The 22230-nt window shown below is 70.7% G+C and carries 16 protein-coding genes; 8 read left to right on the top strand and 8 right to left on the bottom strand.

The window, feature by feature from the left end; translation table 11 throughout:
* Positions 1–658: 658 nt before the first annotated feature.
* Complete coding sequence (locus CM1CMNOD_RS03460) at positions 659–2482, bottom strand: phosphoenolpyruvate carboxykinase (GTP) (protein ID WP_013872280.1); 1824 nt, start codon at positions 2480–2482, stop codon at positions 659–661.
* 336 nt (positions 2483–2818) lie between these two features.
* Here CM1CMNOD_RS03460 and trhA point away from each other — a divergent pair, with 336 nt between their 5' ends.
* Positions 2819–3502 carry a PAQR family membrane homeostasis protein TrhA gene (gene trhA / locus CM1CMNOD_RS03455; protein WP_083828133.1) on the top strand — a complete coding sequence of 228 codons (684 nt, stop codon included), beginning with the start codon at positions 2819–2821 and terminating at the stop codon, positions 3500–3502.
* A gap of 65 nt (positions 3503–3567) precedes the next feature.
* On the opposite strand, the gene CM1CMNOD_RS03450 is transcribed toward trhA, so the two are convergent.
* Together CM1CMNOD_RS03450 and CM1CMNOD_RS03445 are read right to left on the bottom strand one after the other, a co-directional pair.
* Positions 3568–4128: a hypothetical protein gene (locus CM1CMNOD_RS03450; protein ID WP_013872278.1), complete on the bottom strand. Its 561-nt coding sequence runs from the start codon at positions 4126–4128 to the stop codon at positions 3568–3570.
* Positions 4129–4285: 157 nt separating this feature from the next.
* The gene (locus CM1CMNOD_RS03445) at positions 4286–6358 is read right to left on the bottom strand and encodes a thioredoxin domain-containing protein (protein ID WP_013872277.1); all 2073 of its coding nucleotides are present in this window, start codon (positions 6356–6358) and stop codon (positions 4286–4288) included.
* A gap of 57 nt (positions 6359–6415) precedes the next feature.
* Here CM1CMNOD_RS03445 and CM1CMNOD_RS03440 point away from each other — a divergent pair, with 57 nt between their 5' ends.
* Both CM1CMNOD_RS03440 and CM1CMNOD_RS03435 read left to right on the top strand, forming a co-directional pair.
* Complete coding sequence (locus CM1CMNOD_RS03440) at positions 6416–7288, top strand: rhomboid-like protein (RefSeq protein ID WP_013872276.1); 873 nt, start codon at positions 6416–6418, stop codon at positions 7286–7288.
* Between the two features lie 134 nt (positions 7289–7422).
* The gene (locus tag CM1CMNOD_RS03435) at positions 7423–10602 is read left to right on the top strand and encodes a leucine--tRNA ligase (RefSeq protein ID WP_013872275.1); all 3180 of its coding nucleotides are present in this window, start codon (positions 7423–7425) and stop codon (positions 10600–10602) included.
* An 85-nt stretch (positions 10603–10687) separates the two neighbouring features.
* Here the strand turns inward: CM1CMNOD_RS03435 and CM1CMNOD_RS22200 are convergent, their stop codons facing one another.
* Positions 10688–12397, bottom strand: coding sequence for a carboxyl transferase domain-containing protein (locus CM1CMNOD_RS22200; RefSeq protein ID WP_013872274.1), 1710 nt, complete (start codon positions 12395–12397; stop codon positions 10688–10690).
* Between the two features lie 241 nt (positions 12398–12638).
* On the opposite strand from CM1CMNOD_RS22200, the gene arfB reads away from it, so the two are divergent.
* A complete protein-coding gene (arfB, locus tag CM1CMNOD_RS03425; RefSeq protein ID WP_050803323.1) occupies positions 12639–13061 on the top strand; it encodes an alternative ribosome rescue aminoacyl-tRNA hydrolase ArfB in 423 nt (140 codons plus the stop codon).
* Between the two features lie 203 nt (positions 13062–13264).
* Here arfB and CM1CMNOD_RS03420 read toward each other — a convergent pair whose 3' ends face one another.
* From CM1CMNOD_RS03420 to mca, 3 genes are all read right to left on the bottom strand, one after another.
* Positions 13265–13513 carry a hypothetical protein gene (locus tag CM1CMNOD_RS03420; RefSeq protein ID WP_013872272.1) on the bottom strand — a complete coding sequence of 83 codons (249 nt, stop codon included), beginning with the start codon at positions 13511–13513 and terminating at the stop codon, positions 13265–13267.
* Positions 13514–13644: 131 nt separating this feature from the next.
* The gene (locus CM1CMNOD_RS03415; protein ID WP_013872271.1) at positions 13645–14100 is read right to left on the bottom strand and encodes a tellurite resistance TerB family protein; all 456 of its coding nucleotides are present in this window, start codon (positions 14098–14100) and stop codon (positions 13645–13647) included.
* Positions 14101–14295: 195 nt separating this feature from the next.
* Entirely contained in the window at positions 14296–15192 is an 897-nt protein-coding gene (gene mca, locus CM1CMNOD_RS03410; RefSeq protein ID WP_013872270.1) for a mycothiol conjugate amidase Mca, read from the bottom strand.
* A gap of 85 nt (positions 15193–15277) precedes the next feature.
* On the opposite strand from mca, the gene CM1CMNOD_RS03405 reads away from it, so the two are divergent.
* From CM1CMNOD_RS03405 to CM1CMNOD_RS03390, 4 genes are all read left to right on the top strand, one after another.
* A complete protein-coding gene (locus CM1CMNOD_RS03405) occupies positions 15278–15673 on the top strand; it encodes a DUF4307 domain-containing protein (protein ID WP_165001610.1) in 396 nt (131 codons plus the stop codon).
* A 383-nt stretch (positions 15674–16056) separates the two neighbouring features.
* Complete coding sequence (greA, locus tag CM1CMNOD_RS03400) at positions 16057–16539, top strand: transcription elongation factor GreA (protein WP_013872268.1); 483 nt, start codon at positions 16057–16059, stop codon at positions 16537–16539.
* 282 nt (positions 16540–16821) lie between these two features.
* A complete protein-coding gene (locus CM1CMNOD_RS03395) occupies positions 16822–18135 on the top strand; it encodes a magnesium chelatase (protein ID WP_237702973.1) in 1314 nt (437 codons plus the stop codon).
* Positions 18132–20126 (top strand): vWA domain-containing protein, encoded by a 1995-nt coding sequence (locus CM1CMNOD_RS03390; RefSeq protein ID WP_013872266.1) that lies wholly within the window; start codon positions 18132–18134, stop codon positions 20124–20126. The genes CM1CMNOD_RS03395 and CM1CMNOD_RS03390 overlap by 4 nt, the downstream gene beginning before the upstream one ends.
* 140 nt (positions 20127–20266) lie before the next feature.
* Here the strand turns inward: CM1CMNOD_RS03390 and CM1CMNOD_RS03385 are convergent.
* A partial coding sequence (locus CM1CMNOD_RS03385) for a diguanylate cyclase domain-containing protein (RefSeq protein ID WP_131773831.1) occupies positions 20267–22230 on the bottom strand: 1964 nt, incomplete at its 5' end.

The raw sequence follows: 22230 nt of genomic DNA, 5'->3' as shown, positions 1-22230 counted from the left end.
CGTGCGACGCCCACCCGGCGTACCCAGGGCCACACGTTAGCTCCCCCGCCACGAAAGCGCGACCATCTTCGCACAACACGCTCAGCAACGGTCACCGACCGTATGGTGATGGTCAACGGGAAATCGCTTGTACCCCAGCCACAAACATGATCATTTTTTCTGGACCGTGCCGTAGAAGACAACTATGTGTCCTCGCGTTCGTATCCTGACGTTTCCCAGCGTTTACCTGGCTGGCACATACCGATCGGAGAACGGGGCACGTCCCGGCCGGAGAACCGACGGCCGCGGCACTGGCCGGCGACATTTCCAGAGGACCCGGGCAGAACGCCGACAGGACCTCCGGACAGATCAACCGGGCAGAACGGCCGGACAGATCAGCGAAGCGGATCGGCGGCAACGGGCGCGCCCGCTACGGGTAGCGCGCCCTCGACAAACAGACGGCAGCAAACAGACGACGACAAACAGACGGCTGGCGCAGACAAACAGCGGCGGACGCGGGCAGCCAGCGCACCGACCCGGGATGGACGCCAGAACGCCGGACAGGCCGCGGCGGCAGCGATCGGGCCGGCGTCCGTGGCGCATGCCGGACACCGGCCCGATCTCCGCGGTCACACCCCCGCGGTCACAACCGTGGGACGGACCGTGATCAGCCCCCTCGTCAGCCCTTCAGACGGTCGACCAGGGCCTCCTGCTCGGCCCACAGCTCGGCCGGAAGCGCGTCGCCGAAGGTCCGGTAGTGCTCGGGGATCAACTCCGCCTCCTCCTTCCACAGCTCGGTGTCGAGGGTGAGCAGCTCAGCGAGATCCTCGGCCGGGACGTCGAGCCCCTCGGTGGGCAGCGCCTCCGGGGTGGGCAGGACACCCAACGGGGTCTCCACCCCGTCGGCCTCGCCCTCGAGGCGGCCGACGATCCAGGCCAGCACCCGGCTGTTCTCCCCGAAGCCCGGCCACAGGAAACGGCCCTGCGCGCTCTTGCGGAACCAGTTGACATAGTAGATCCGCGGGAGCTTCGCCGAGTCGACCTTGCGGCCGATCGACAGCCAGTGCGCGAAGTAGTCGGCCATGTTGTAGCCGCAGAAGGGCAGCATCGCGAACGGGTCACGCCGCAGCTTGCCGATCGCGCCGGCCTGCGCCGCGGTCGTCTCCGAGGCGACGATCGACCCGTAGAACACCCCGCGCTGCCAGGTCGGCGCCTCGGTCACCAGCGGGACCGCGGTCGCCCGGCGCCCGCCGAAGAGGATCGCCGAGATCGGGACGCCCTTCGGATCCTCCCACTCCGGTGCGATCGTCGGGCACTGGCCCGCCGGCACGGTGAAACGGGCGTTGGGGTGCGCGGCCGGCTCGGGGGAATCCGGTGTCCAGTCCCGGCCCTTCCAGTCCAGCAGGTGGGCTGGCTTCTCCTTCGTCAGCCCCTCCCACCACACATCGCCGTCGTCGGTGCGGGCGACATTAGTGAAGACCGTGTTGCCCCACAGGGTCGCGATCGCGTTGGGGTTGGTCTCCACACCCGTGCCGGGCGCCACCCCGAAGAAACCGGCCTCCGGGTTCACCGCGTAAAGCCGGCCGTCCTCCCCGAACCGCATCCAGGCGATGTCGTCACCGATGGTCTCGGCTTTCCAGCCCGGCAGGGTGGGAATGAGCATCGCCAGGTTGGTCTTGCCGCAGGCCGACGGAAACGCCGCCGCGATGAAGTGAACCCTTCCGGTGGGCGAGGTGAGCTTGAGGATGAGCATGTGCTCGGCCAGCCAGCCCTCGTCCCGGGCCATCACCGAGGCGATACGCAGGGCATAGCACTTCTTGCCGAGCAGGGCGTTGCCGCCGTAACCCGAGCCGTAGGACCAGATCTCCCGGGTCTCCGGGAAGTGCGTGATGTACTTGGTCGAGTTACACGGCCACGGCACGTCCTCCTGGCCGGGCTCGAGCGGAGCGCCCAGTGAATGCACGGCCGGGACGAAGAAACCGTCGTCACCCAGCTGCTCCAGGGCGGGCGCGCCCATGCGGGTCATCGTCCGCATTGACACGGCGACATATGCCGAGTCGGTGAGCTGGACTCCGAGCGCCGAAATACGGGAGCCCAGCGGGCCCATGCAGAACGGCACGACATACAGCGTCCGCCCCCGCATGCTGCCCTCGAACAGGCCCCGCAGTTTCACCTTCATCTCATCCGGATCGGTCCAGTTGTTGGTCGGCCCGGCATCCTCGGGATTCCGCGAGCAGATGAAGGTACGGTCCTCGACCCGGGCGACGTCGGTGGGATCGGAAGCGGCGTAGAAACTGCCGGGCCGCTTCTCGGGGTCCAGCGGGATGAACGTTCCTTTGTCGACAAGCAGGCGGGATAGTTCCGCATACTCCGCGTCAGAACCGTCACACCACCAAATCCGGTCCGGCCGGGTGAGTTCGGCGATCTCACGCACCCAGGCAATCAGCCCGGCATGCCTGGTCGGGGCGGCGTCAAGCCCCGAAATCTGCGCCGCGGTCGTCACAGCTCCCACCTCCGCTTGAGTCGAGCCCACCACGGCCCCGCCATAGCACCTATACCCACGCCGTGGAAGGTCCACTCGTGCCCGGGGCCACAGAACGCACGCGCCGTCACCCCGCAACACCGCGCCCGCGCCATCACCGTCCAGCACATAGTGGATCAGCCACAGCCATAGGCGATTCGAGGCCGTGTACAGGATCTTTTGACTCTACCTTGGGAGCTTCCAACAGTCGCGCGGTCGAGCCACGGCAATCGGGCAAATCTTCCGTCACGAAGCCCACGAGAAGCCGATCAACGATGCCCACTGGCAACCATGACAGGGGCAAGATACGGTGACCGCGTGACCACGACCGCACCCGGCCGCGACTTCCGTCACCACCCAAGCGACTTGGTGCGACCAAGGATGCGCGGATGGTTGCATGCGGGCGCCTTCCCGATCAGCCTGGCACTCGGCGTCATCGCCATTACGCTGGCCACGACGTTCCGTGCACGGATGGCGGTGGGCGTTTATGCGCTAAGCATCGCCATGCTGTTCGGCACGAGCGCGCTGTATCACCGGAGGATGTGGTCAACATCACGCGCGCGATCACTGATGAAACGACTCGATCATTCCATGATCTTCGTTTTCATCGCCGGAACTTACACACCGCTGGCCCTGCTCACGCTTCCACCGCGGACCGCCCGGACGATACTCATGGTGGTCTGGGGAGGCGCCGCGGTCGGTATCGGACTGCGGATGCTCTGGCTGCACTCACCGCGCTTCCTGATGGTGCCGCTGTACATCGCCCTCGGCTGGGTCGCGGTCTTCGTCATACCCGAGCTGCTACACACCGCCGGCGTCGCGGCGTTGGTTCTGATCCTCGCCGGTGGCGTTCTGTACAGCCTCGGGGCATTTGTCTACGCGTCTCGACGCCCAAACCCGGCTCCGCGGACGTTCGGCTACCACGAGGTCTTTCACGCGTTTACCATCGTCGCGGCGACATGTCACTATATCGCCGTCATTCTGGCAATCTACGCAAGATAGGACCAGAACGGTCTGACCGAAAACTCGCTATCTCGCGGGCCCGCCGGCCGGGGCGGAATTCGGGTTCACAGTTCCGGCCCCTCCGCCCGGACCTGTTCGACTTTCTCCAGCGCCTCCCGCAGGCGGGCCAGCCACGGCTGCGCGTTGTCACCGACAAGCCGGACACACCAGGCCAGCGCGTCGCTTCGGCTGCGCGCGACCCCGGCGTCGACCAGCGTGTCGAGTACCTGGCGTTCCGGCTGCCGGAGCCTGGTCATCACCGGAACGGACAGGGTGGTGAACAACTCGGTCGTTCCGCCCGCGGTCGCGCCCCACGCCACCTTGCGCCCGTAGCGCCGCTCGGCCTCCTGGGCAATCGCGATCCGGGCGTCCCTGGTCTGCTCACGGAACCGGCGGATACGGCCCGACTCGGCGGCGGCGACCGCGGCGGGATCATCGGTCTCCAGCTCCGCGGCGGGGATCGTCCCCACCACCACGATCTCGTCCCGGTCGACGGTCACCGTCGCGGCACCGGTGAACCAGGTGTCGGGCAGCCTGCCCGCGAACCACGCCGGAGCGTCGTCCGCGGGCGGCACCGGCTCACGCTCACCCCAGCGGCCGAAGCCACGTCCACGCGCACCCGCCATGTCTGCCTCCTCGCGGTCCGCATCTGGTGCGGGCTTCCAGGCATCTCGCACCTCGATTGATTACATACTTACAAAAGATACATGGCAATAGGTATCGCTCACGAACATCTCGAGAGCCGCGTCCGGCGGCAGGAAGCCCGGCTCACCCGCGAGACGCTCAGCTGGTCGCTGGCAGGACGAGCCGGACTCCCAGCTGGTCACGCACCGCCTCCACCGTGCTCACCGGACGTTCGCAGACGAAACCCCGGCACACGTAGACCCCCGCCGTGCCCCGTCCCCGCGCCAGCGGCCCGGAAGTGACCACGACCGCGCCCGGTGAGGTGGTCAGCCGGGCCGTCCGCTCGAGATCCGGACGGCCGACGACGGCGATCTCGGCGGGGCCGGCCAGTAGCGCCGTGCCGACCGCCCCCGCCCATCCGGCAAAGGACGCGTTCGCGGCAAGCAGTGGGGCGAGCACCTCCAGCACGTGCTCGGCGGCCCGGCGATGCTCGTCGGAGGCGGTCAGCGCCGCGTAGGTCAGCAGGGCGCCGGCAACCGCGGCCTGGCCGGACGGCGTCGGCGAGTCCGAAGGGTCCCGCGGCCGGCGCAGCAGCCGCTCGGCGTCGTCGGCGGTGTCGTGGAAACCACCGTCGTCCGCGGCGAAGCGCGCCCGGACGACGGCCAGCAGGTCACCGGCCAGCGCCAGCCACTGTTCGTCCCCGGTGACCTGGTACAGGGCGAGGAGGCCCTCGGCCACGTCGCCGTAGTCCTCCAGCACCCCGGCGTTCGTCCCGACACGGCCGTGCCGGCTGGTGCGCCGCAGCCGGCCGTCCACCAGATGGACGTCGCGCAGCAGCGTCGCGGCGCTGGTGGCGGCGGTCACCCAGGCCGGTTCGGCCAGCAGCGCGCCGGCCTCGGCGAGCGCCGCGATCGCGAGCCCGTTCCAGGCAGCGACGATCTTGTCGTCCCGGGCGGGCTGCGGGCGGGCCGCCCGGGCCCGCGCAAGCCGCTCGCGCACCGACGCGAACCTGCCAGGGTCGTCCGGGTCCGCCGGCAGCCGCAGGACGGAGCTGCCGTGCTCGAACGTGCCTGCGGCGGTCACGCCGAAGACGTCCGCGGCCCAGGCGCCATCCGCCGGACCGAGGACGTCGACGAGCTCGGCCGGCGTCCACACGTAGGTGGCGCCCTCCGCACCGTGCCCGCCGGCGTTGTGCCCGCCGGCGTTGTGCCCGCCGGCGTTGTGCCCGGGTGATTCGTCCCCGCCGGATCCGGGCCCGGCGGGGACGACCGTGTCCGCGTCCAGCGCCGAGGCGAACCCGCCTTCCGTGGTCCCCAGGTCGCGCAGCAGGAAGGCGGCCGTCTCCCGGGCGACCCGCTCGGCCAGCGGTGACCCGGTCGCCCGCCACAGGTGCAGGTACACCCGTAGTAGCTGGGCGTTGTCGTAGAGCATCTTCTCGAAGTGCGGAACCGTCCAGGTGGCGTCCACGCTGTAACGGGCGAACCCGCCCGCGAGCTGGTCGTAGATCCCGCCGCGGGCCATCCGCTCACAGGTGGTGGTGACCATCCGCAGGCTGGCGGCGTCCCCCGTGCGGGCGTGGTGCCGCAGCAGCATCTCCAGCAGCGCGGACGGCGGGAACTTCGGCGCCGACCCGAAACCGCCGTGCTCCGGGTCGAAGGACCGTGCGACCTTCGCCACGGCGGTGTCGAGCAGGTCGCCGGTGAGCCCGGCTGGCGGGCCGGCCGACCCCAGCGCCGCCGCGGCGATCCGGCGCGTGATGTCCGCGCCGGAGGCCGCCACCTCGTCACGCCGCGTCCGCCACGCGTGCGTGACCGCGGCAAGAAGCTGCCGGAACGAGCTCATCCCCGGCCGCGGCGCCGGCGGGAAGTAGGTACCGGCGAAGAACGGCTCCCCGGCCGGGGTGAGGAACACCGTCATCGGCCAGCCGCCATGGCCGGTGAGGGCGACCGTGACGTCCATGTAGACGGCGTCGACGTCGGGCCGCTCCTCCCGGTCGACCTTGACGTTGACGAAGTACTCGTTCATGATCGCCGCGGTGTCCGGATCCTCGAACGACTCGTGCGCCATCACGTGACACCAGTGGCAGGACGCGTAGCCCACGGACAGCAGGACAGGTACGTCCCTGGCCGTGGCCTCGGCGAAGGCCGACGGCCCCCAGGGCCACCAGTCGACCGGGTTGTCGGCGTGCTGGAGGAGGTACGGCGAGGTCTGCTCGGCTAGACGGTTCGGCATGTACCCAGCATCCCGCCGCCGGGAAGCTCAGCGGGCCGTGGGCGCTTGGAACCTTTTATGGTGCCAGTCGACCGGATGGTGACCTGCAGGGCAACCTCCGCGCCGCCCTACTTACATTCCGCGTCTTCTCACCCACAAACCGCGTCCTACTTACAGATCGCACTGTCCCGGGCGCGGTTACGGCCCGGTCCAGGCCCAGGCCCCGGCCCGCTGCCGCGGACCTGGCCGCGGGTACGGCGGACGGCGTCCGCAAGCCGGGACGACCCGCTGGCCCGGGCCTGGCGGGCCGCGCCCCTGGCCATGGCCTACCTCTGCGTCCTGAGCGTCACCTCGGCCATGCTCGCGGTCGTCCACCGGCTCGACCAGGACGCCTACCAGCGCCTGCTGCGCAGCCGGTCCACCAACCTCGCGGGGCTGCGCAGCCGCCCACTGTACGTGCTGGTGGCCAGCGCGTTCTGGCTCGAAAGAGGCACGTTCCCGCAGACGGCCGCCGCGGTGGCGGCGCTGCTCGCGCCGCTGGAACGGGTGGCCGGCCCCCGACCGGCACTCGGCGTGTTCGCCTCCGGGCATGTCGGAGCGAGCCTGCTCGTCGCCGGCGGGCTGCTGCTGGGCCAGCGTGCCGGGCTTGTCGGCGGGCATGTCACCGACGCCGTCGACGTCGGCGCCAGCTATGGCCTGATCGCCTGCGCCGCGGTGCTCGCCGCCACGGCGCGGGCGCACCGGCGGTGGCCGCTGGTCGGCGGCCTGCTGGCGCCGCTCGTCCTCGCCGCGGTCCACACCCCCGACTTCACCGCCGCCGGCCACCTGATCGCGGCCGGCATCGGCCTGGCCTGCGTCCGGTACCTTCGGCTCTCGTACCCGCTGTCGGGCGCCATACCTTCCGGGCCTTCCGGCCCGGCCTGCCAGCCCCGGTTCACAGGCTCCGGATAGGCTCGAACCAACGATCGACACCATCCGCGTGTGCCTGCCATGAGCCAGCACAGCTGGTTCCGCTGTCGTGATCCGCGGATTCCCGCAGGGTCCGCGGGACGGATCGGGTCGGGTTGACCTGAGGATGATGAGAGATGACCAGCAGTACCGAGCACAGCCGTGTCGAGCACAGCGGCACCAACGGCAACGCCGTGCGGGACACCGGCGCGCGGGACACCAGGGACGCTGCCGCCGGCCACACCGTCACCGGGCGTGACGATGACACCCGGCCGGTGGACGCTCAGCCGGCCACGGGCGGCGCGACCGGAGCCGTGGACCTGCCGTTCCGTTACGACGCCCGGCTCGCCGGCGAGATCGAGCGCCGCTGGCAGCAGGCGTGGTCGCGGCGGGGGACGTTCCACTCCCCCAACCCGCGGGGCCCGCTGTCGGACGGTTTCGACGAGGTCGCCGGACGGCCGCCGTTCTTCGTCATGGACATGTTCCCCTACCCGTCCGGCAGCGGCCTGCACGTGGGGCATCCGCTCGGGTACATCGGCACCGACGTGTTCGCCCGCTACCTGCGGATGACCGGCTACAACGTCCTGCACCCGTTCGGTTACGACGCCTTCGGCCTGCCGGCCGAGCAGTACGCCATCAACACCGGGCAGCACCCGCGGGTCACCACCGAAGCCAACATCGACAACATGCGGCGCCAGCTCGGCCGGCTGGGGCTGGGCCACGACACCCGCCGGGAGATCGCCACCACGGACGTGGCGTACTACCGGTGGACACAGTGGATCTTTCTCAAGATCTTCAACAGCTGGTACGACGACCAGGCCGACCGCGCCCGCCCGATCGACGAGCTGATCGCCGAGTTCACCGCCGGCACCCGGGCGCCCCGCGGCGACGCCAACCCACGCAACAGGCCCTGGTCACAGCTCAGCTCGACCGAGCGCCGACAGGTCGTGGACAGCTACCGGCTGGCCTTCATCTCCGAGCAGCTGGTCAACTGGTGCCCCGGACTCGGCACGGTGCTCGCGAACGAGGAGGTCACCGCCGACGGGCGCAGCGACATCGGCAACTACCCGGTCTTCCGCCGCCCGCTGCGCCAGTGGGTGCTGCGGATCACCGCCTACGCCGAACGTCTGATCGCCGACCTGGACCTGGTCGACTGGCCGGACTCCATCAAGCAGATGCAGCGGAACTGGATCGGGCCCAGCGACGGCGCCATGGTCGAGTTCCCCGCGGTCGAGTCCGACGCACGTGTCGAGGTGTTCACCACCCGCCCCGACACCCTGGCCGGCGCCACCTTCATGGTGCTCGCCCCGGAACACCCCCTCGTCGACACGCTGACCGCGCGGGCCTGGCCGCCGGACACCCCTGTCGAATGGACGTTCGCCAGCCCGCCCCCCACCCCGGGCGCCGAGCCGCAGGATGCTCCTGGCCCCGGCCCGGGGGACGACAGCAGCGCCCCAGGAGCCGACGGCGGCGCCCCGGCGACGGACCAGGCGGTCTGGACGCCCCAGGCGGCCGTGGCCGCCTATCGGGAGTACGCCCGCCTGGGCGACCGTCAGCGCGGCACCGACGAGGTCCCGCGCACCGGCGTGTTCACCGGCGCGTACGTCACCAACCCGGTCACCGGCGGCACCATCCCGGTCTTCCTCGCCGACTACGTCCTGATGGGGTACGGGACGGGCGCGATCATGGCTGTTCCCGCGCACGACCAGCGCGACTTCTCCTTCGCCCGGCAGTTCGGCCTGCCCGTCCCGGCCGTGCTCGCGCCGAGCGAGGACTGGCGCGCCGAGCACCAGGTGCCCGCGGGCGCGACCCCGGACACCTGGCCAGTCGCCTTCGCCGGAGAGGGAGAGTACCTGCCGACGTCGGGCGCGGCGCCGTCCCTGGCCGGGTTGTCGAAACCGGACGCGATCAAGACGACGGTCCGCTGGCTGGAGGACGTCGGCGCGGGCCGCGCCGCCCGCTCCTACCGGCTGCGGGACTGGCTGTTCTCCCGGCAGCGCTACTGGGGTGAGCCGTTCCCGATCGTGTTCGACTCCGACGGCCTGCCGGTCGCGCTCCCGGACGACATGCTGCCGGTCACCCTGCCGGAGATGACCGACTTCCGGCCAACGGCCGTGACCGACGACGACGTCAGCGACCCGGTCCCCCCGCTGGCACGGGTCACCGACTGGGCCACCGTCACCCTCGACCTGGGCGACGGGCCGAAGACGTACCGGCGCGAGACCAACACCATGCCGCAGTGGGCCGGCTCCTGCTGGTACTACCTGCGTTACCTCGACCCAACGAACAATGAACGTTTCGTCGACGCCGAGGTCGAGCGCTACTGGATGCACACCCCCGGCGGCCCGCCCGGCGACGGCGGCGTGGGCCTCTACGTCGGCGGTGTCGAGCACGCCGTCCTGCACCTGCTGTACGCGCGGTTCTGGCACAAGGTCCTCTACGACCTGGGGCTGGTCTCGACGAAGGAGCCGTTCAAGCGGCTGTTCAACCAGGGCTACATCCAGGCGGACGCGTTCACCGACGCCCGCGGCATGTACGTGCCCGCCGCCGAGGTCGTCCGCACCGGCGACGGCGGGTTCACCCACGACGGCGAACCGGTGAACCGGCGCTCCGGGAAGATGGGCAAGAGCCTGAAGAACAGCGTCAGCCCGGACGAGATGTACGACAACTTCGGCGCGGACACCCTGCGGGTCTACGAGATGGCCATGGGCCCGCTGGACGCGGACCGACCCTGGCACACCGACGACATCGTCGGCTCCCACCGCTTCCTGCAACGGCTGTGGCGCAACATCGTCGACGAGGCGACAGGCGCGGCGGCCGTCTCCGACGCCGAACCGGACGCCGAGGCCACCCGGGTGCTGCACCGCACGATCCTCGCCGTCCGCGCGGACTACGCGGGCCTGCGCTTCAACACCGCGGTGGCCCGCCTGATCGAGCTGACCAACTTCGTCAGCAAGCGCTACGGCGGCTCGGGCGGGCTGCCCCGCGAACTCGCCGAGGCGCTGGTCCTCATGGTCGCGCCGCTGGCCCCGCACATCGCCGAGGAGCTGTGGTCCCGGCTGGGCCACGACGGCTCGCTCGCCCTGCGTCCCTTCCCACAGGGGGACGCCTCGCTGGCGGCCGAGTCCACGGTGACGCTGCCGGTGCAGGTCAACGGCAAGGTGCGGTTCACCGTCGACGTCCCCGCGGACGCCGACGAACAGACCGTCCGCGATCTGGTGACCGGCCACGAGGAGTACGCGCGGCACACCACGGACCGGACGGTGAAGCGGCTGATCGTGGTCCCCGGCCGGATCGTCAACATCGCCCTCGGCTGACCCCCACCTCAGTCTTTCTGCGAGGGCCTTCCTGCGAGGGCCTTCCCCGGGCCGCCCACGGGGGGAGCGGGGCGGCCCGGGGAGGCTACGGTGTCAACTGGTTGTGGCGGTCGCGGCGGGCCGCCAGTCTCGCCGCCGGGTCCAGCCCCACGACGGCGCGCAGGCATCCGGCGGCGGTCTCGGCGAGACCGGCCACCCACCCACGGGTGTCCGCCGCCGTCCTCGGGCCGCCGTTCACACCGCCGTCCGGGACGGGGAGGACCAGGTCAACCGCGCCCAGCCGCTGGAGATCATGGGCAGTGATCCGTAGCCCGCGGGCCATACCGGCGGCGTGACCGACGTCCCGATACATGATCACCGAGGCGCCCTCGGGCGGCAGCGGAGCAAGCCAGGCGTCCTCGGCGGCGATGACCGTGTCCGCCGGCAGCAGGGCGAGCGCCGCGCCGCCCGTGCCCTGCCCGAGCAGCACGCTCACTGTTGGTACCGGTGTCGTCAACAGCGTCGCCAGGCAACGCGCGATCGCCGGGGCGATCCCGTGGCGTTCGGCGGCCTCCGACAGCTCGGCGCCCGGGGTGTCTATGACGGTGAGGACCGGTAGCCGCAGGTCCGCGGCCCGGCGCACCGCGTCCCGGGCCGCATCGAGATCGGCCACGCCGATGCGCCGATGCCGCTGGACCGACCTGTCCTGCCCGATGACGACGCAGGGTGTCCCCCGCAGCAGGGCGAGTGCGGTGACGATCGGCGTGCCGGACGTGTCCATCCCCTGGCTGACGCCTCGGCCCAGGTCGGACGCGCCGAGCAGTGTGACGTCGCTGGCCACCGCCAGGAACTCGCGCAGGCCGGGACGGTCGGGCGCTCGGGTGGCCAGCACCGACATCCACGGATCCCGTCCGCTCCCGGTCGGCTGGGAACCGGACAGCGTGATCCTGAACGGCTCGGAGCCAGCCGGCACGGCTCCGGACAGGTTGGACCCGGACAGTTCGACGTCGGCCAGGCCGGCCCCGGAGAAGTTGGCCCCGATGGCCGCCCCGGAGATCTCCGGGGCGGCCATCGGCTCCGCCGCGCCGCCGTGCTCCGGGGGAGGGACAGGGCTGCCGCCCGCGACGACGTTGAGCACCCGCTGGACGCTTTCCCGCAGTTCCTCGGGTGCGACGAGGGCGTCCACCAGGCCGGCCAGGCGCAGCGTCTCGGGGTTCTGCGCGTCCGGTCCGAGCGGCGTGCCGGTGAGCGCCTCGACGACCCGGGGCCCGAGGAAGCCGACCAGCGCCCCCGGCTCGGCGAACGTGACATGCCCGAGGGATGCCCAGGACGCGAGCACGCCCCCGGTCGTCGGATGGCGCAGGTAGACAAGGTAGGGCAGGCCCGCCGCCCGGTGCTCGGCGATGGCGCTGCTGATCGTCAGCATCTGGAGGAAGGCGGGGGTGCCCTCGTGGATGCGGGTACCGCCGCTGGCGGGCAGGGCCAGCAGGGCCTGCCGCTGCGCGGTGGCCCGCCTGATCGCGGCCGTGGCCCGGCGTGCCGCGGCCATCCCGACGCTGCCGCCGAGAAAGCCGTATTCGCTGGCCACGACCGCGACCCGGTGGCCGCCCACATGGCCCTCGCCGGTGCGGATCGCTTCATCCGCGCCGCTGCGTTCGGTGGCCCGCGCCAGGTCCTGGCCGTAGGCGGCGCTCAGCACGGGCTGTTCGGGGACGCGGTCCCAGCACCGCCACGTACCGGCGTCGAGGAGCCCGCCAAGAAGATCGTCAAGATGCGGACGCTTCACAGTGGACGCGGGTCCTCCTCTGGTAGTCATGCCGGAACCCTCCCGCCGTGGCCGTTTTCGAGCGTAACGCGGGACACTATGGTGCGCGATCGTTGATAAATCAGCAGCTCATGGCCGGTCATACCCACGTCGGCCGCGGCAGTTGCGACCCGCGCCGACCCCGATACAAAGATCGCACGGATGAGCCGGCGGCCAGGTCTGCCATCCGGACCGTGGCTATGATCACGATCCTTCCGGAATCCCGCTCACCGGGATCGGTCACCATGGGAGAATGACCTATCCATCCATGCAGGTACGCTCCGGATTCGTCCTGCGTGAGTCCGACCTGACCTGGCGGTTCTCCCGGTCGGGCGGGCCAGGTGGGCAGAGCGTGAACACCTCCGACAGCAGGGTCGAGCTGTCCTTCGACGCCCGCCGCTCGCCGTCGCTGCCCGAGCCGCTACGTGAGCGGACGCTTGAGCGGCTGGCAGGCCGACTGGTTGACGGCGTTCTCACCGTCACGGCCAGCGAACACCGGTCGCAGCTACGTAACCGGGAGGCCGCCCTGAGCAAGTTGATCACGACCCTGCGTAGGGCGAGCGGCCCCCCGCAGCCCGTGCGGCGCCCCACCAGCCCGTCGGCGCGCGCCGTCCAACGGCGCATAGCCGACAAGAAGCACCGAGCCGAGCTCAAGCGTCAACGCAGGCTGGACTGAGATCGTCGGTAGAAAACGCTCTTCCGTCGCCATACCAACGGTTTTCACCTACGACGCGACGGTATTCCGCGACAGATACCCGATTCGTAGCCGGCTCGGCTCCCTGCCCGGTCTCCGGCGTCACGACCCGCGTCACAATGCGGTACAGAGCGCGATCATTCCACCGTCGAGAGCGTTTCAGGAGGCCACTGGGCGGGGGATGCCTACTGGTCGCTCCGTGGGGAGTGCTGGGGCGGGATACCGCTGCCGGGGTCCTGGCTGTCGACCGGCTTGTCACGGTCGGTGGTGGGGGCGCCGAACCGTCCGCTGGCGACGTTCCCGCGCATCCGGGCCAGGCTGCGCGGCATCATCACGAAAAGAGCGACAGCGGCGAGGCCCAGCAGCAGGACGACCAGGAACCCACTGGTACCGGCGCTGACCTCAAGCGCGAGGAACTGTCCAGCTGGAGGCACGCTCCACACCCTACGCCGAGCGCCCGCCGGACGGGCCCGGCAGGGCGGCGACAAACGCCGCCAGGCCCGGACTAGGGGAGACAGCACCGGCCGGGCCTGGCGGGGTCAGACACTGACCGCGAAAGCCGCGGTCATAGATCGAACTCGTTGGGGTCCAGCCCCACCGCGTAACAGGCGTCGCGGACGACCTGCTGCTCGGACTTGTCGAAGTGGCCGTCCGCGCCCCCGATGACGATCCCGATCTGGATCACTGCACGGGCCTCGGCCGGCTTCTTCTTCGTCTTGCCGATGTCCTGAATGACGCCGACCTTGGCGAAGTCGAAGTCCGTCTGCAGCTTGTTGCAGTAGTCGTTGAACTTCTGCTGGAGCTGCTCGGCGGGAAAGTTCTGGAGCACCTCGTTGGAGGCGATGAGCGAGGCGACCTTGCGGCGCTCCTCCGGGTCGATGCTCCCGTCGGCGGCGGCCACCAGGGCGCAGATGGCCATGCTGGCATCCCTGAAGGCAGCGCTCTTCAGGTCGTTCTTCTTGGCGTTGAGCTGTTGCTGTATCGACGCGGTGCTGGTGCGCAGACGATCCCAGATCGCCATGATGTGATCCCCTCATCAGTCCCAAGACGTGCAAGGCGTGCGTGGATTCGGATGCCCACGGTCAACACCTCCCGCCAGCAGCAACGACCGGTGGCGGCCGGCCGTGCCCTGGCTACGGATGATTTCACCGGTCACCAGCGGATGTGTCGCAGGCGGCCGGGCCGGTGACAGCGGCCGGCCGCCTGACTGTCCGGCTCAGCGGATGCCGTTGAACAGGTCGTTCTCGGGCAGCACGCCCACCTCGATCAGCGAACGGGCGAGCTGGTAGTCCTCGGTGGGCCAGGCCGCGCGCTGGATCTCCAGCGGGACGCGGAACCAGGGCCCGTTCGGGTCGACCTGGGTGGCGTGCGCCAGCAGCGCGCGGTCGCGGATCTCGAAGAAGTCACCGCAGGGGACCCTGGTGGTGATCCGCCCGGAGTCGGCGGAGCGGTCGACCCACTTCTCCAGCGCGTCGCTGTACGGGGACTCCCGCCCGCTCGCCCGCATCGCGTCGTGCAGGGCGAGCACCCGCTCCTTGTGGTGGGTCTGGTGGTAGTAGAGCTTGAGGGGCTGCCATGGTGCCACGCCGACGTCCTGGCCCACCTCCTGGTATCGCGCGCGGTCGCCCGCCGCCTCGAACGCCTCAATTGTGATCTTGTGGTTCATTATGTGGTCGGGGTGTGGATAACCACCGTTCTCATCATAAGTGACCACGACCTGTGGCTGGAACTCCCGCATCAGCCTGACCAGCGGCCTGGCCGCGTCGGCAATGGGCGTACGGGCGAAACAGCCCTCCGGCAGGGGTGGGAGCGGGTCGCCCTCGGGCAGCCCGGAATCGAGAAAACCCAGCCAGACCTGTCGGACGCCGAGGATCCGCCGGGCCTGTTCCATCTCGGCCCGGCGTAGCTCGACGAGACGTTCGTGGACGTCCGGACGGTCCAGAGCGGGGTTGAGAACGGTCCCGGCTTCACCACCGGTGCAGGTCACCACGAGGACATCGACGCCCTCGCGGACATAGCGGGCCATGGTGGCGGCACCCTTGCTGGACTCGTCGTCGGGGTGGGCGTGTACAGCCATGAGTCGCAGGCCACCCTCGTTGATCGCCTTGGACATGCGACCATTGTTCCCGATGCCCTCCGCAACCGGTTCCGCTGCGCCACCACCCGGTTCCCCCACGGGAAAGTCGGGCGTGTTCGCCATGGTGCGACGCCTGCTGGACATTCCATGGCTTGGCGGTATCCGGGTCGCCCCCTGGTTCCTGCTGATGGGGCTCGTCATCATCGCGGCCGCCGCGATCGGCGCCGCATGGATCCAGAGCCATCCGGAACGGCTGAACTACGGGACCCGCGCCTATCGGATCACCCCGGCGCAGGCCGAGCTGACATTCGATGTGGAAAAGTCACCCAACGCCGTGGCAGAATGCACTGTCCGCGCACGCGCTCGGGACAACGAGGCCGTCGGCCGGCGTACCGACATCGTCGTCGGTCCGGCCCTGGACGGCCGACGGGTCACGACCACAACGGTCGTGCTCACCACGTCCCGGGAAGCGAACGTGGTCGAGGTCGAGGACTGTCAGATCGCCCGCGCGGGCTGACAGTCGCTCGGGCTACTGGCGCGCGGCCAGCGGCGTGGCCGATTCCCGGCTCACCTCGCTCACCTCGCACGGCAAGCAGCGACGCTTGCTCATCGCCGTACCTGTCCGATCCCAACTGTTAGGCTGGGCGTTTGCCCCTGTCCCATCGCTTCGTAATCCGCCTTCGACCAACCGTGTATCCCGCAATTTCCCAGCACCCGACCGGGTGTCCCTGTCCAGGGCCCGTACGGGCCCGACGAGGCCGAATCGCGATACGACCGACCTGCGCGCCGCGGGCCGGTCGTATGTGTCGTATGGCCGTCGACGTACGAGCGTCCGGAGGATGAACGATCATGGTTCTTCCCGTGCCTCCGGGCCTCTTGAGGAATCTAGGAGCGTGACGCGTGTCGCAGCAGACGTGGCTGACCCAGGAGGCGTATGACCGGCTCCGCGAGGAGCTCGACCACCTCACCGGGACCGGTCGTGTCGAGATCGCCAACAAGATCGAAGCTGCCCGCGAGGAGGGCGACCTCAAGGAGAACGGCGGCTACCACGCGGCCAAGGAGGAACAGGGCAAGCTGGAGTCACGTATCCGGCAGCTCACCGACCTGCTGCGCGACGCCAGGGTCGGGCAGGCTCCGCAGTTCGACGGCGCGGCCGGCCCGGGCACCGTGGTCGAGGTGCGCTTTCCGGGGGACGACGAGACGGAGCGGTTCCTGATCGGTTCCCGGGAGGACCACAGCACCTCGCTGGAGGTGTACTCGGCCCAGTCACCGCTGGGTGGGGCCGTCAGCGGCCACCGGGCGGGTGACACCGTCACCTACACCCTGCCCAACGGGCGCTCGGCCACCGTCAGGATCGTCACGGTGGAGCCGTACTCCAACTGACCGGCCCCGGTCGGCCGACGGGAACCGGCCGGTTGACATCCCACGTCCGGTGTGCCTCCTGGTGGACACCCGGTATGCCGGACGTGGATACAATGCGACTTCCCTGCGCGACGGAGCGAGGGGACGTACCGTCGACTGGTGCTCGATCTGTCAGGGTCCCCGGCACAGTCCCCCGGACCGACATCACCGTCCCCAGGACCAACGACGCTGGGCCTCCTGCGCGGCTCAGGACACCGGTACCGATCCGTACGCGCGGAACTGCGCGAGAACACCCTTGCCCGAATGGCCAGCGGTGAGATCCGGTTCCCCGGCATCGTCGGTTTCGACGACACCGTGCTCCCCCAGGTGGAACGGGCCCTGCTGGCCGGGCACGACATCGTCTTCCTCGGCGAGCGGGGGCAGGGCAAGACTCGCCTGATCCGCACCCTGGTCGGCCTGCTGGACGAGTGGACGCCGGTGATCGTCGGCTGCGAGATCAACGACCATCCCTACGCACCGGTGTGCACCCGGTGCCGGCTGCTGTTCACCGAGCTCGGCGACGACACGCCGGTCGCCTGGAAGCACCGGTCGGAACGGTTCGGCGAGAAGCTCGCCACGCCGGACACGAGCGTCGGCGACCTGATCGGCGACGTCGACCCGGTGAAGGTCGCCCAGGGCCGCACCCTCGGCGACCCGGAGACCGTCCACTACGGCCTGATCCCTCGCACCAACCGGGGCATCTTCAGCGTCAACGAGCTGCCCGACCTCGCCGAGCGCATCCAGGTCTCCCTGCTCAACGTGCTCGAGGAGCGTGACATCCAGGTCCGCGGCTACATCCTGCGGCTGCCGCTGGACCTGTTTCTGATCGCGTCGGCGAACCCCGAGGACTACACCAACCGCGGCCGGATCATCACGCCGCTCAAGGACCGTTTCGGCGCCGAGGTCCGCACCCACTACCCGCTGCGGCTCGACGACGAGCTGGCGTTGATCCGGCAGGAGGCGGTGCTGGACTGGAAGGGCTCCCCGCTGGGCGCCCCCGCCGTCCCCGAGCACCTGCTGGAGGTGGTGGCCCGCTTCACCCGGCTGGTCCGCGACGCGCCCCAGGTCGACCGGCGCTCCGGTGTGTCGGCCCGGCTGTCGGTGGCCGCGGCGGAAACCGTGGCCGCCTCGGCCGTCCGTCGCGCGGCCCTGACCGGCGAGGACGTCCCCACCGCCCGGGTCGTCGACCTCGCCGCGATCGTACCGGCGGTACGCGGGAAGATCGAGTTCGACCAGCTCGAGGAGGGACGGGAGGATGAGATCCTCGCGCACCTGCTGCGCCGGGCCGTCGCCGAGACCTTCCGCGCCCGGCTCGCCGGCACCGACCTGACCGGCCTGCAACGGCGGTTCGAGACGGAGGGGCCGGTCGAGACCGGTGACCTCGTTCCCGCCGCGGAGCTGCTGCGGCGGGTCGGCCCGGTCTCGGGGCTCGCCGCGATCCTGGCGAAGCTGGACGTCGACGGCGCCGAGGCGCCAGGGCTCGCCGCGGCCGGGCTGGAACTGGCCATGGAGGGCCTGCACCTCAACCGGCGGCTGGCCAAGGAGGAGCTGCCGGGCCGCACGGTGTACGGCACATGAGCGCCCCGACCGGGTCGGGCGGCTTCCGCTACGGCCCGTGGGACGGCGGCCCCGACCCGCTCGCCTCCCCGTTCGACGCCGCCGGCGCGCTCGACGAGATGTCCACGCACATCCTGGACGGCCGGACCCCGCGCGAGGCGCTGGACGCGCTGCTGCGGCGCGGGACCAACCAGCGCCGCGGGCTTGAGGACCTGCGCCGGCAGGTGGAACGCCGCCGGCGCGAGGCCCGGGCGCGCGGCCGCCTCGACGGCACCCTGGAACAGGTCCGCGAGCTCCTCGACACCGCCGTCGGCCAGGAGCGCGCGGCGCTGTTCCCCGACCCGTCCGACGACGCCCGGCTGCGCGAGGCCGAGCTCGACGCGCTGCCGGCCGACCCGGCCCGGGCCGTGAACGCGCTGGCCGGCTACGAGTGGCGTTCGCCCCAGGCCCGCGAGACCTTCGAGAAGATCTCCGACCTGCTCCGCCGGGAGGTGCTCGACAGCCAGTTCCGCGGCATGAAACAGGCGTTGGAGAACGCCACGCCGCAGGACATCGCCCGGGTCACCGAAATGCTCGCCGCGCTCAACGACATGCTGGAAGCCGATGCCCGCGGTGAGCACACCGACGCCGCTTTCGAGCGGTTCATGCGCTCGTTCGGCGACTTCTTCCCGGAGAACCCGCAGACGCTGGACGAGCTGGTGGACTCGTTGGCGCGCCGCGCCGCCGCCGCCGCCCAACTGCTGGCGGGGCTGTCCCCCCAGCAACGCCAGGAGCTGGCCGATCTCATGGCGTCGGCGCTGGCGGATCTGGGCATGGCGGCTGAACTCTCCCGGCTGCAACAGGCGCTGCGCGCCGCCCGGCCGGACCTCGGCTGGGGCCGGCGGGGCCGTTTCCGCGACACGATGACCGGTGACACGCCGCTCGGGCTAGGTGACGCGACTTCCGTCCTGGAGGAGCTGGCCGAGCTCGACGAGCTCGCCGCCGCGCTGTCCCAGGACTATCCCGGGGCGTCCCTCGAGGACGTCGACCCGGACGCGGTCGCCCGGGCGCTGGGCCGGGACGCCGTTGACGACCTGCGTACCCTCCAGCAGATCGAGAAGGAGCTGGAGCGCCAGGGCTTCCTGACCCGCAACGCCGGCAAGCTGGAGCTGACCCCGCGGGCGGTCCGCCGCATCGGCCAGAGCGCGCTGTCGCGCATCTTCCAGCGGATGGACGCCCGCGGCCGCGGCGATCACGACTCCCGGGACGCCGGTGCCGCCGGAGAACCCACCGGGACGTCCCGACCGTGGCACTTCGGTGACACACAGCCGATCGATGTGGTACGCACCGTGCGCAACGCGGTGCTGCGGGCCGGCCCCGGCAGCCCGGACGGGATGGTCGAGTTGGACGTCCGCGACTTCGAGGTGACCGAGACCGAACGCCGCTCCTCCGCGGTCGTCTGCCTGTTGGTGGACCTGTCCTACTCGATGGCGCTGCGGGGCACCTGGGGGGTGGCGAAGTCGACGGCGCTGGCGCTGCACACCCTGATCGACACGAAGTTCCCGCAGGACACGATCCATCTGGTCGGGTTCTCCGACTACGCCCGGCTGCTGCGGCCGGTGGAGCTCGCGGGCCTGGACTCCGAGGTCGTCCAGGGCACGAACCTCCAGCACGCCCTGATGCTCGCGGGCCGGCTGCTGTCGCGGCACCCGGATTCCGAACCGGTCGTGCTGGTGATCACCGACGGTGAGCCGACCGCGCACCTGATGCGCAACGGCACGCCGTCCTTCTCCTGGCCGCCGGTCCCGGAGACCCTGGAGCTGACCCTGGCCGAGGTGGACCGGCTCACCCGCCGCGGGGCGACGATCAACGTCTTCATGCTCGACGACGAGCCACGGCTGGTCCAGTTCGTCGACGAGGTCGTCCGCCGCAACGGCGGCCGGATGCTCTCCCCGGATCCCGGGACGCTCGGCCGCTACGTCGTGCGCGACTACCTGCGGTCCCGCGGCGGACGACGCCGAGCCGCCAGTTAGCACGTACCCACAGTCATCATCATACGCTCACAGCCGCCGATTTATACGGAAAGTAACAAACTTATATCCATATCTATACCCATACCTGTACCTGTATCCACGCTCGCCGGCACCTTCGCGGCCGGCGGCACACCCGGACGTCAGGGCTGGCCGGCTGACGGCACACAGGCTTCCTGACGGGCGTCCGGGCGAACGGTTTCCGGATGCTCTTCGGGACGTGCCCGGCCGGCCTCCTTCGCCCGGTACATCGCGAGATCCGCGTTGCGGACGACCGCGCCGGGCGGCGCGTCCTGCGACTCCGAAAGGGCGACACCGATCGTCGCGTCCACGGTGAGGGAACGCCCGCCGACCACGATCGGCCGCCGGATCGCCCCCAGCAGCTGGTCGGCGAGATCGCGTGCCCGGCCGCTGTCGGCGTCACCCAGGATGACGGCGAACTCGTCCCCGCCGAGACGGCAGACGGCGTCCCGCTCGGTGCCGGCTTCCCGCAGGCGGGCACCGATGATCCTCAGCACCTCGTCGCCGGCGTTGTGGCCGTAGGTGTCGTTGACCGACTTGAACCGGTCGAGATCGATGAACAGGACCGCGAACGCCGGTGTCGGACGCTGGGCGGCGATCTCGTCGAGCCGGCGGGCGAACACCGACCGGTTCGGCAGGCCGGTGAGGGCGTCGTGGGACGCCTGATAGCTCAGCTCGTCCTGGAGGACCCGGCGTTCGCCGATCTCATGGCAGGTCAGCAGGATGCCGGTGGCCTCCGAGCGGTCCCGCAGGTCGATCGCCTCGATGTCGAACCAGCGGTGGCCGCTGCCCACGGCCGACAGCCGGACGTCGCGTGCCACGGCCCTCCCCGCCCCTGCCCCGGGGCCCGTCCAGCCGCTGCCGGCCCCGGCAGCGGTCCCGCCGGTGGCCTGGCGCAGCAGCTCCGTCAGGACGCCCGCGTCGTCCGGGTGGGCGACGTCGGGCAGGCGCCGGCCGAGGTAGGAGCTGGCCACGACGCCGAGCAGGAACGCGACGGCGGAACTGACAAAGGTGATCTTCCCGTCCGCCCTGGTGGCGATCACGATGTCGTGGGCGTTGTGCAGCAGGGCCTGCAGCCGTCGTTGCTCATGGCGGATCGCCGCTTCACGCCGGCCGTTGAGGACGTTGAGCCCGACGAGCGCGGCGGCGACAACGGCCAGCAGGCTGCCGTCCCGGACGAGCCGGCCGGAGCGGATGTCCCCGTAGAAGGCCTGGACCGGCTGCTGGAACACCACATAGCCGACGTCGGGCATGTTCGCCAGCGGCGAGACGATGGTGACCTGGCCGCTGGCGACGGCGTCGTCGATCTGCCGGGCCTCGCCGACCCGCAGGGCCGCCAGGCTGGCCGCGGCCACCAGCCGCCGGCCGATCAGGTCGGGATTCCAGGAGAACATGACCGTGCCGGTCGAATCCACCACGGACAGCCCGCCCACGACGAACCCGAGCGTGCCGCTGGTCGCGAGGTTGGCCTGGTTGGGCGAGTCCCGCAGCGACTCCCCGATGACGACGATCGCCACCGGCCGGCCCTCGCGCAGGACCGGGACCGTCACGTAGTCCCGCCAGATCCCGTCGACGTTCATCACGGGCGAGTTGCCGGCCCGTCCCGCACGGGCGATCCGCCACGCCGGGTCGTCCGGACCGATCGGCAGAGCGAGCGACGGCGGTTCGGTGGCCAGCAGGTGGCCGTCCAGGCCGGCCAGCGCCCAGACGTAGTTCCTGCCGCTGATCCCTGACCTGGCGAACGAGCGCAGCACGGCGGCGGCGGCGTCCCGATCATTCAACGACCAGGACGCCGCCGACACAGCCGTGATCAGACGCTGGCTGTCGACGCTGTGCATGGACGCGTCCGCCACGATGGCGGTGAGCGCCACGTGCTCGGCCAGGCGCTGCTGTTCGGCGCTGTGCCGGGCCTGTGTCTGCAGCCACAGGCTGACCGCGGCCATGGCGAGCAGGGCCCCGCCCGCCACCAGCGGCGGCCCCAGCCGGCCGAACCAGCCGCGGGGGGGACAGCCGTAGGCGATGCGGGCGGGCGCGGCCGGCAGCGGGAAACGGCGGCGGGCCGGCTGCCCGGCGGGCCGCCGCGGCT

It is taken from the genome of Protofrankia symbiont of Coriaria myrtifolia (assembly GCF_900634755.1).
GTDB lineage: Bacteria > Actinomycetota > Actinomycetes > Frankiales > Frankiaceae > Protofrankia > Protofrankia coriariae.
Note: the sequence above shows the minus strand (reverse complement) of the source record. Positions and strands in the feature narration are given on the sequence as shown.

Coding starts and splice junctions, on each gene's coding strand:
- CM1CMNOD_RS03450 (WP_013872278.1), bottom strand. CDS start 4,128: ATGGCGGGTGCGCGTGGACGTGGCTTCGGCCGCTGGGGTGAGCGTGAG.
- CM1CMNOD_RS03445 (WP_013872277.1), bottom strand. CDS start 6,358: ATGCCGAACCGTCTAGCCGAGCAGACCTCGCCGTACCTCCTCCAGCAC.
- CM1CMNOD_RS03440 (WP_013872276.1), top strand. CDS start 6,416: ATGGTGCCAGTCGACCGGATGGTGACCTGCAGGGCAACCTCCGCGCCG.
- CM1CMNOD_RS03435 (WP_013872275.1), top strand. CDS start 7,423: ATGACCAGCAGTACCGAGCACAGCCGTGTCGAGCACAGCGGCACCAAC.
- CM1CMNOD_RS22200 (WP_013872274.1), bottom strand. CDS start 12,397: ATGACTACCAGAGGAGGACCCGCGTCCACTGTGAAGCGTCCGCATCTT.
- arfB (WP_050803323.1), top strand. CDS start 12,639: ATGACCTATCCATCCATGCAGGTACGCTCCGGATTCGTCCTGCGTGAG.
- CM1CMNOD_RS03415 (WP_013872271.1), bottom strand. CDS start 14,100: ATGGCGATCTGGGATCGTCTGCGCACCAGCACCGCGTCGATACAGCAA.
- mca (WP_013872270.1), bottom strand. CDS start 15,192: ATGTCCAAGGCGATCAACGAGGGTGGCCTGCGACTCATGGCTGTACAC.
- CM1CMNOD_RS03405 (WP_165001610.1), top strand. CDS start 15,278: ATGGTGCGACGCCTGCTGGACATTCCATGGCTTGGCGGTATCCGGGTC.
- CM1CMNOD_RS03395 (WP_237702973.1), top strand. CDS start 16,822: ATGGCCAGCGGTGAGATCCGGTTCCCCGGCATCGTCGGTTTCGACGAC.
- CM1CMNOD_RS03390 (WP_013872266.1), top strand. CDS start 18,132: ATGAGCGCCCCGACCGGGTCGGGCGGCTTCCGCTACGGCCCGTGGGAC.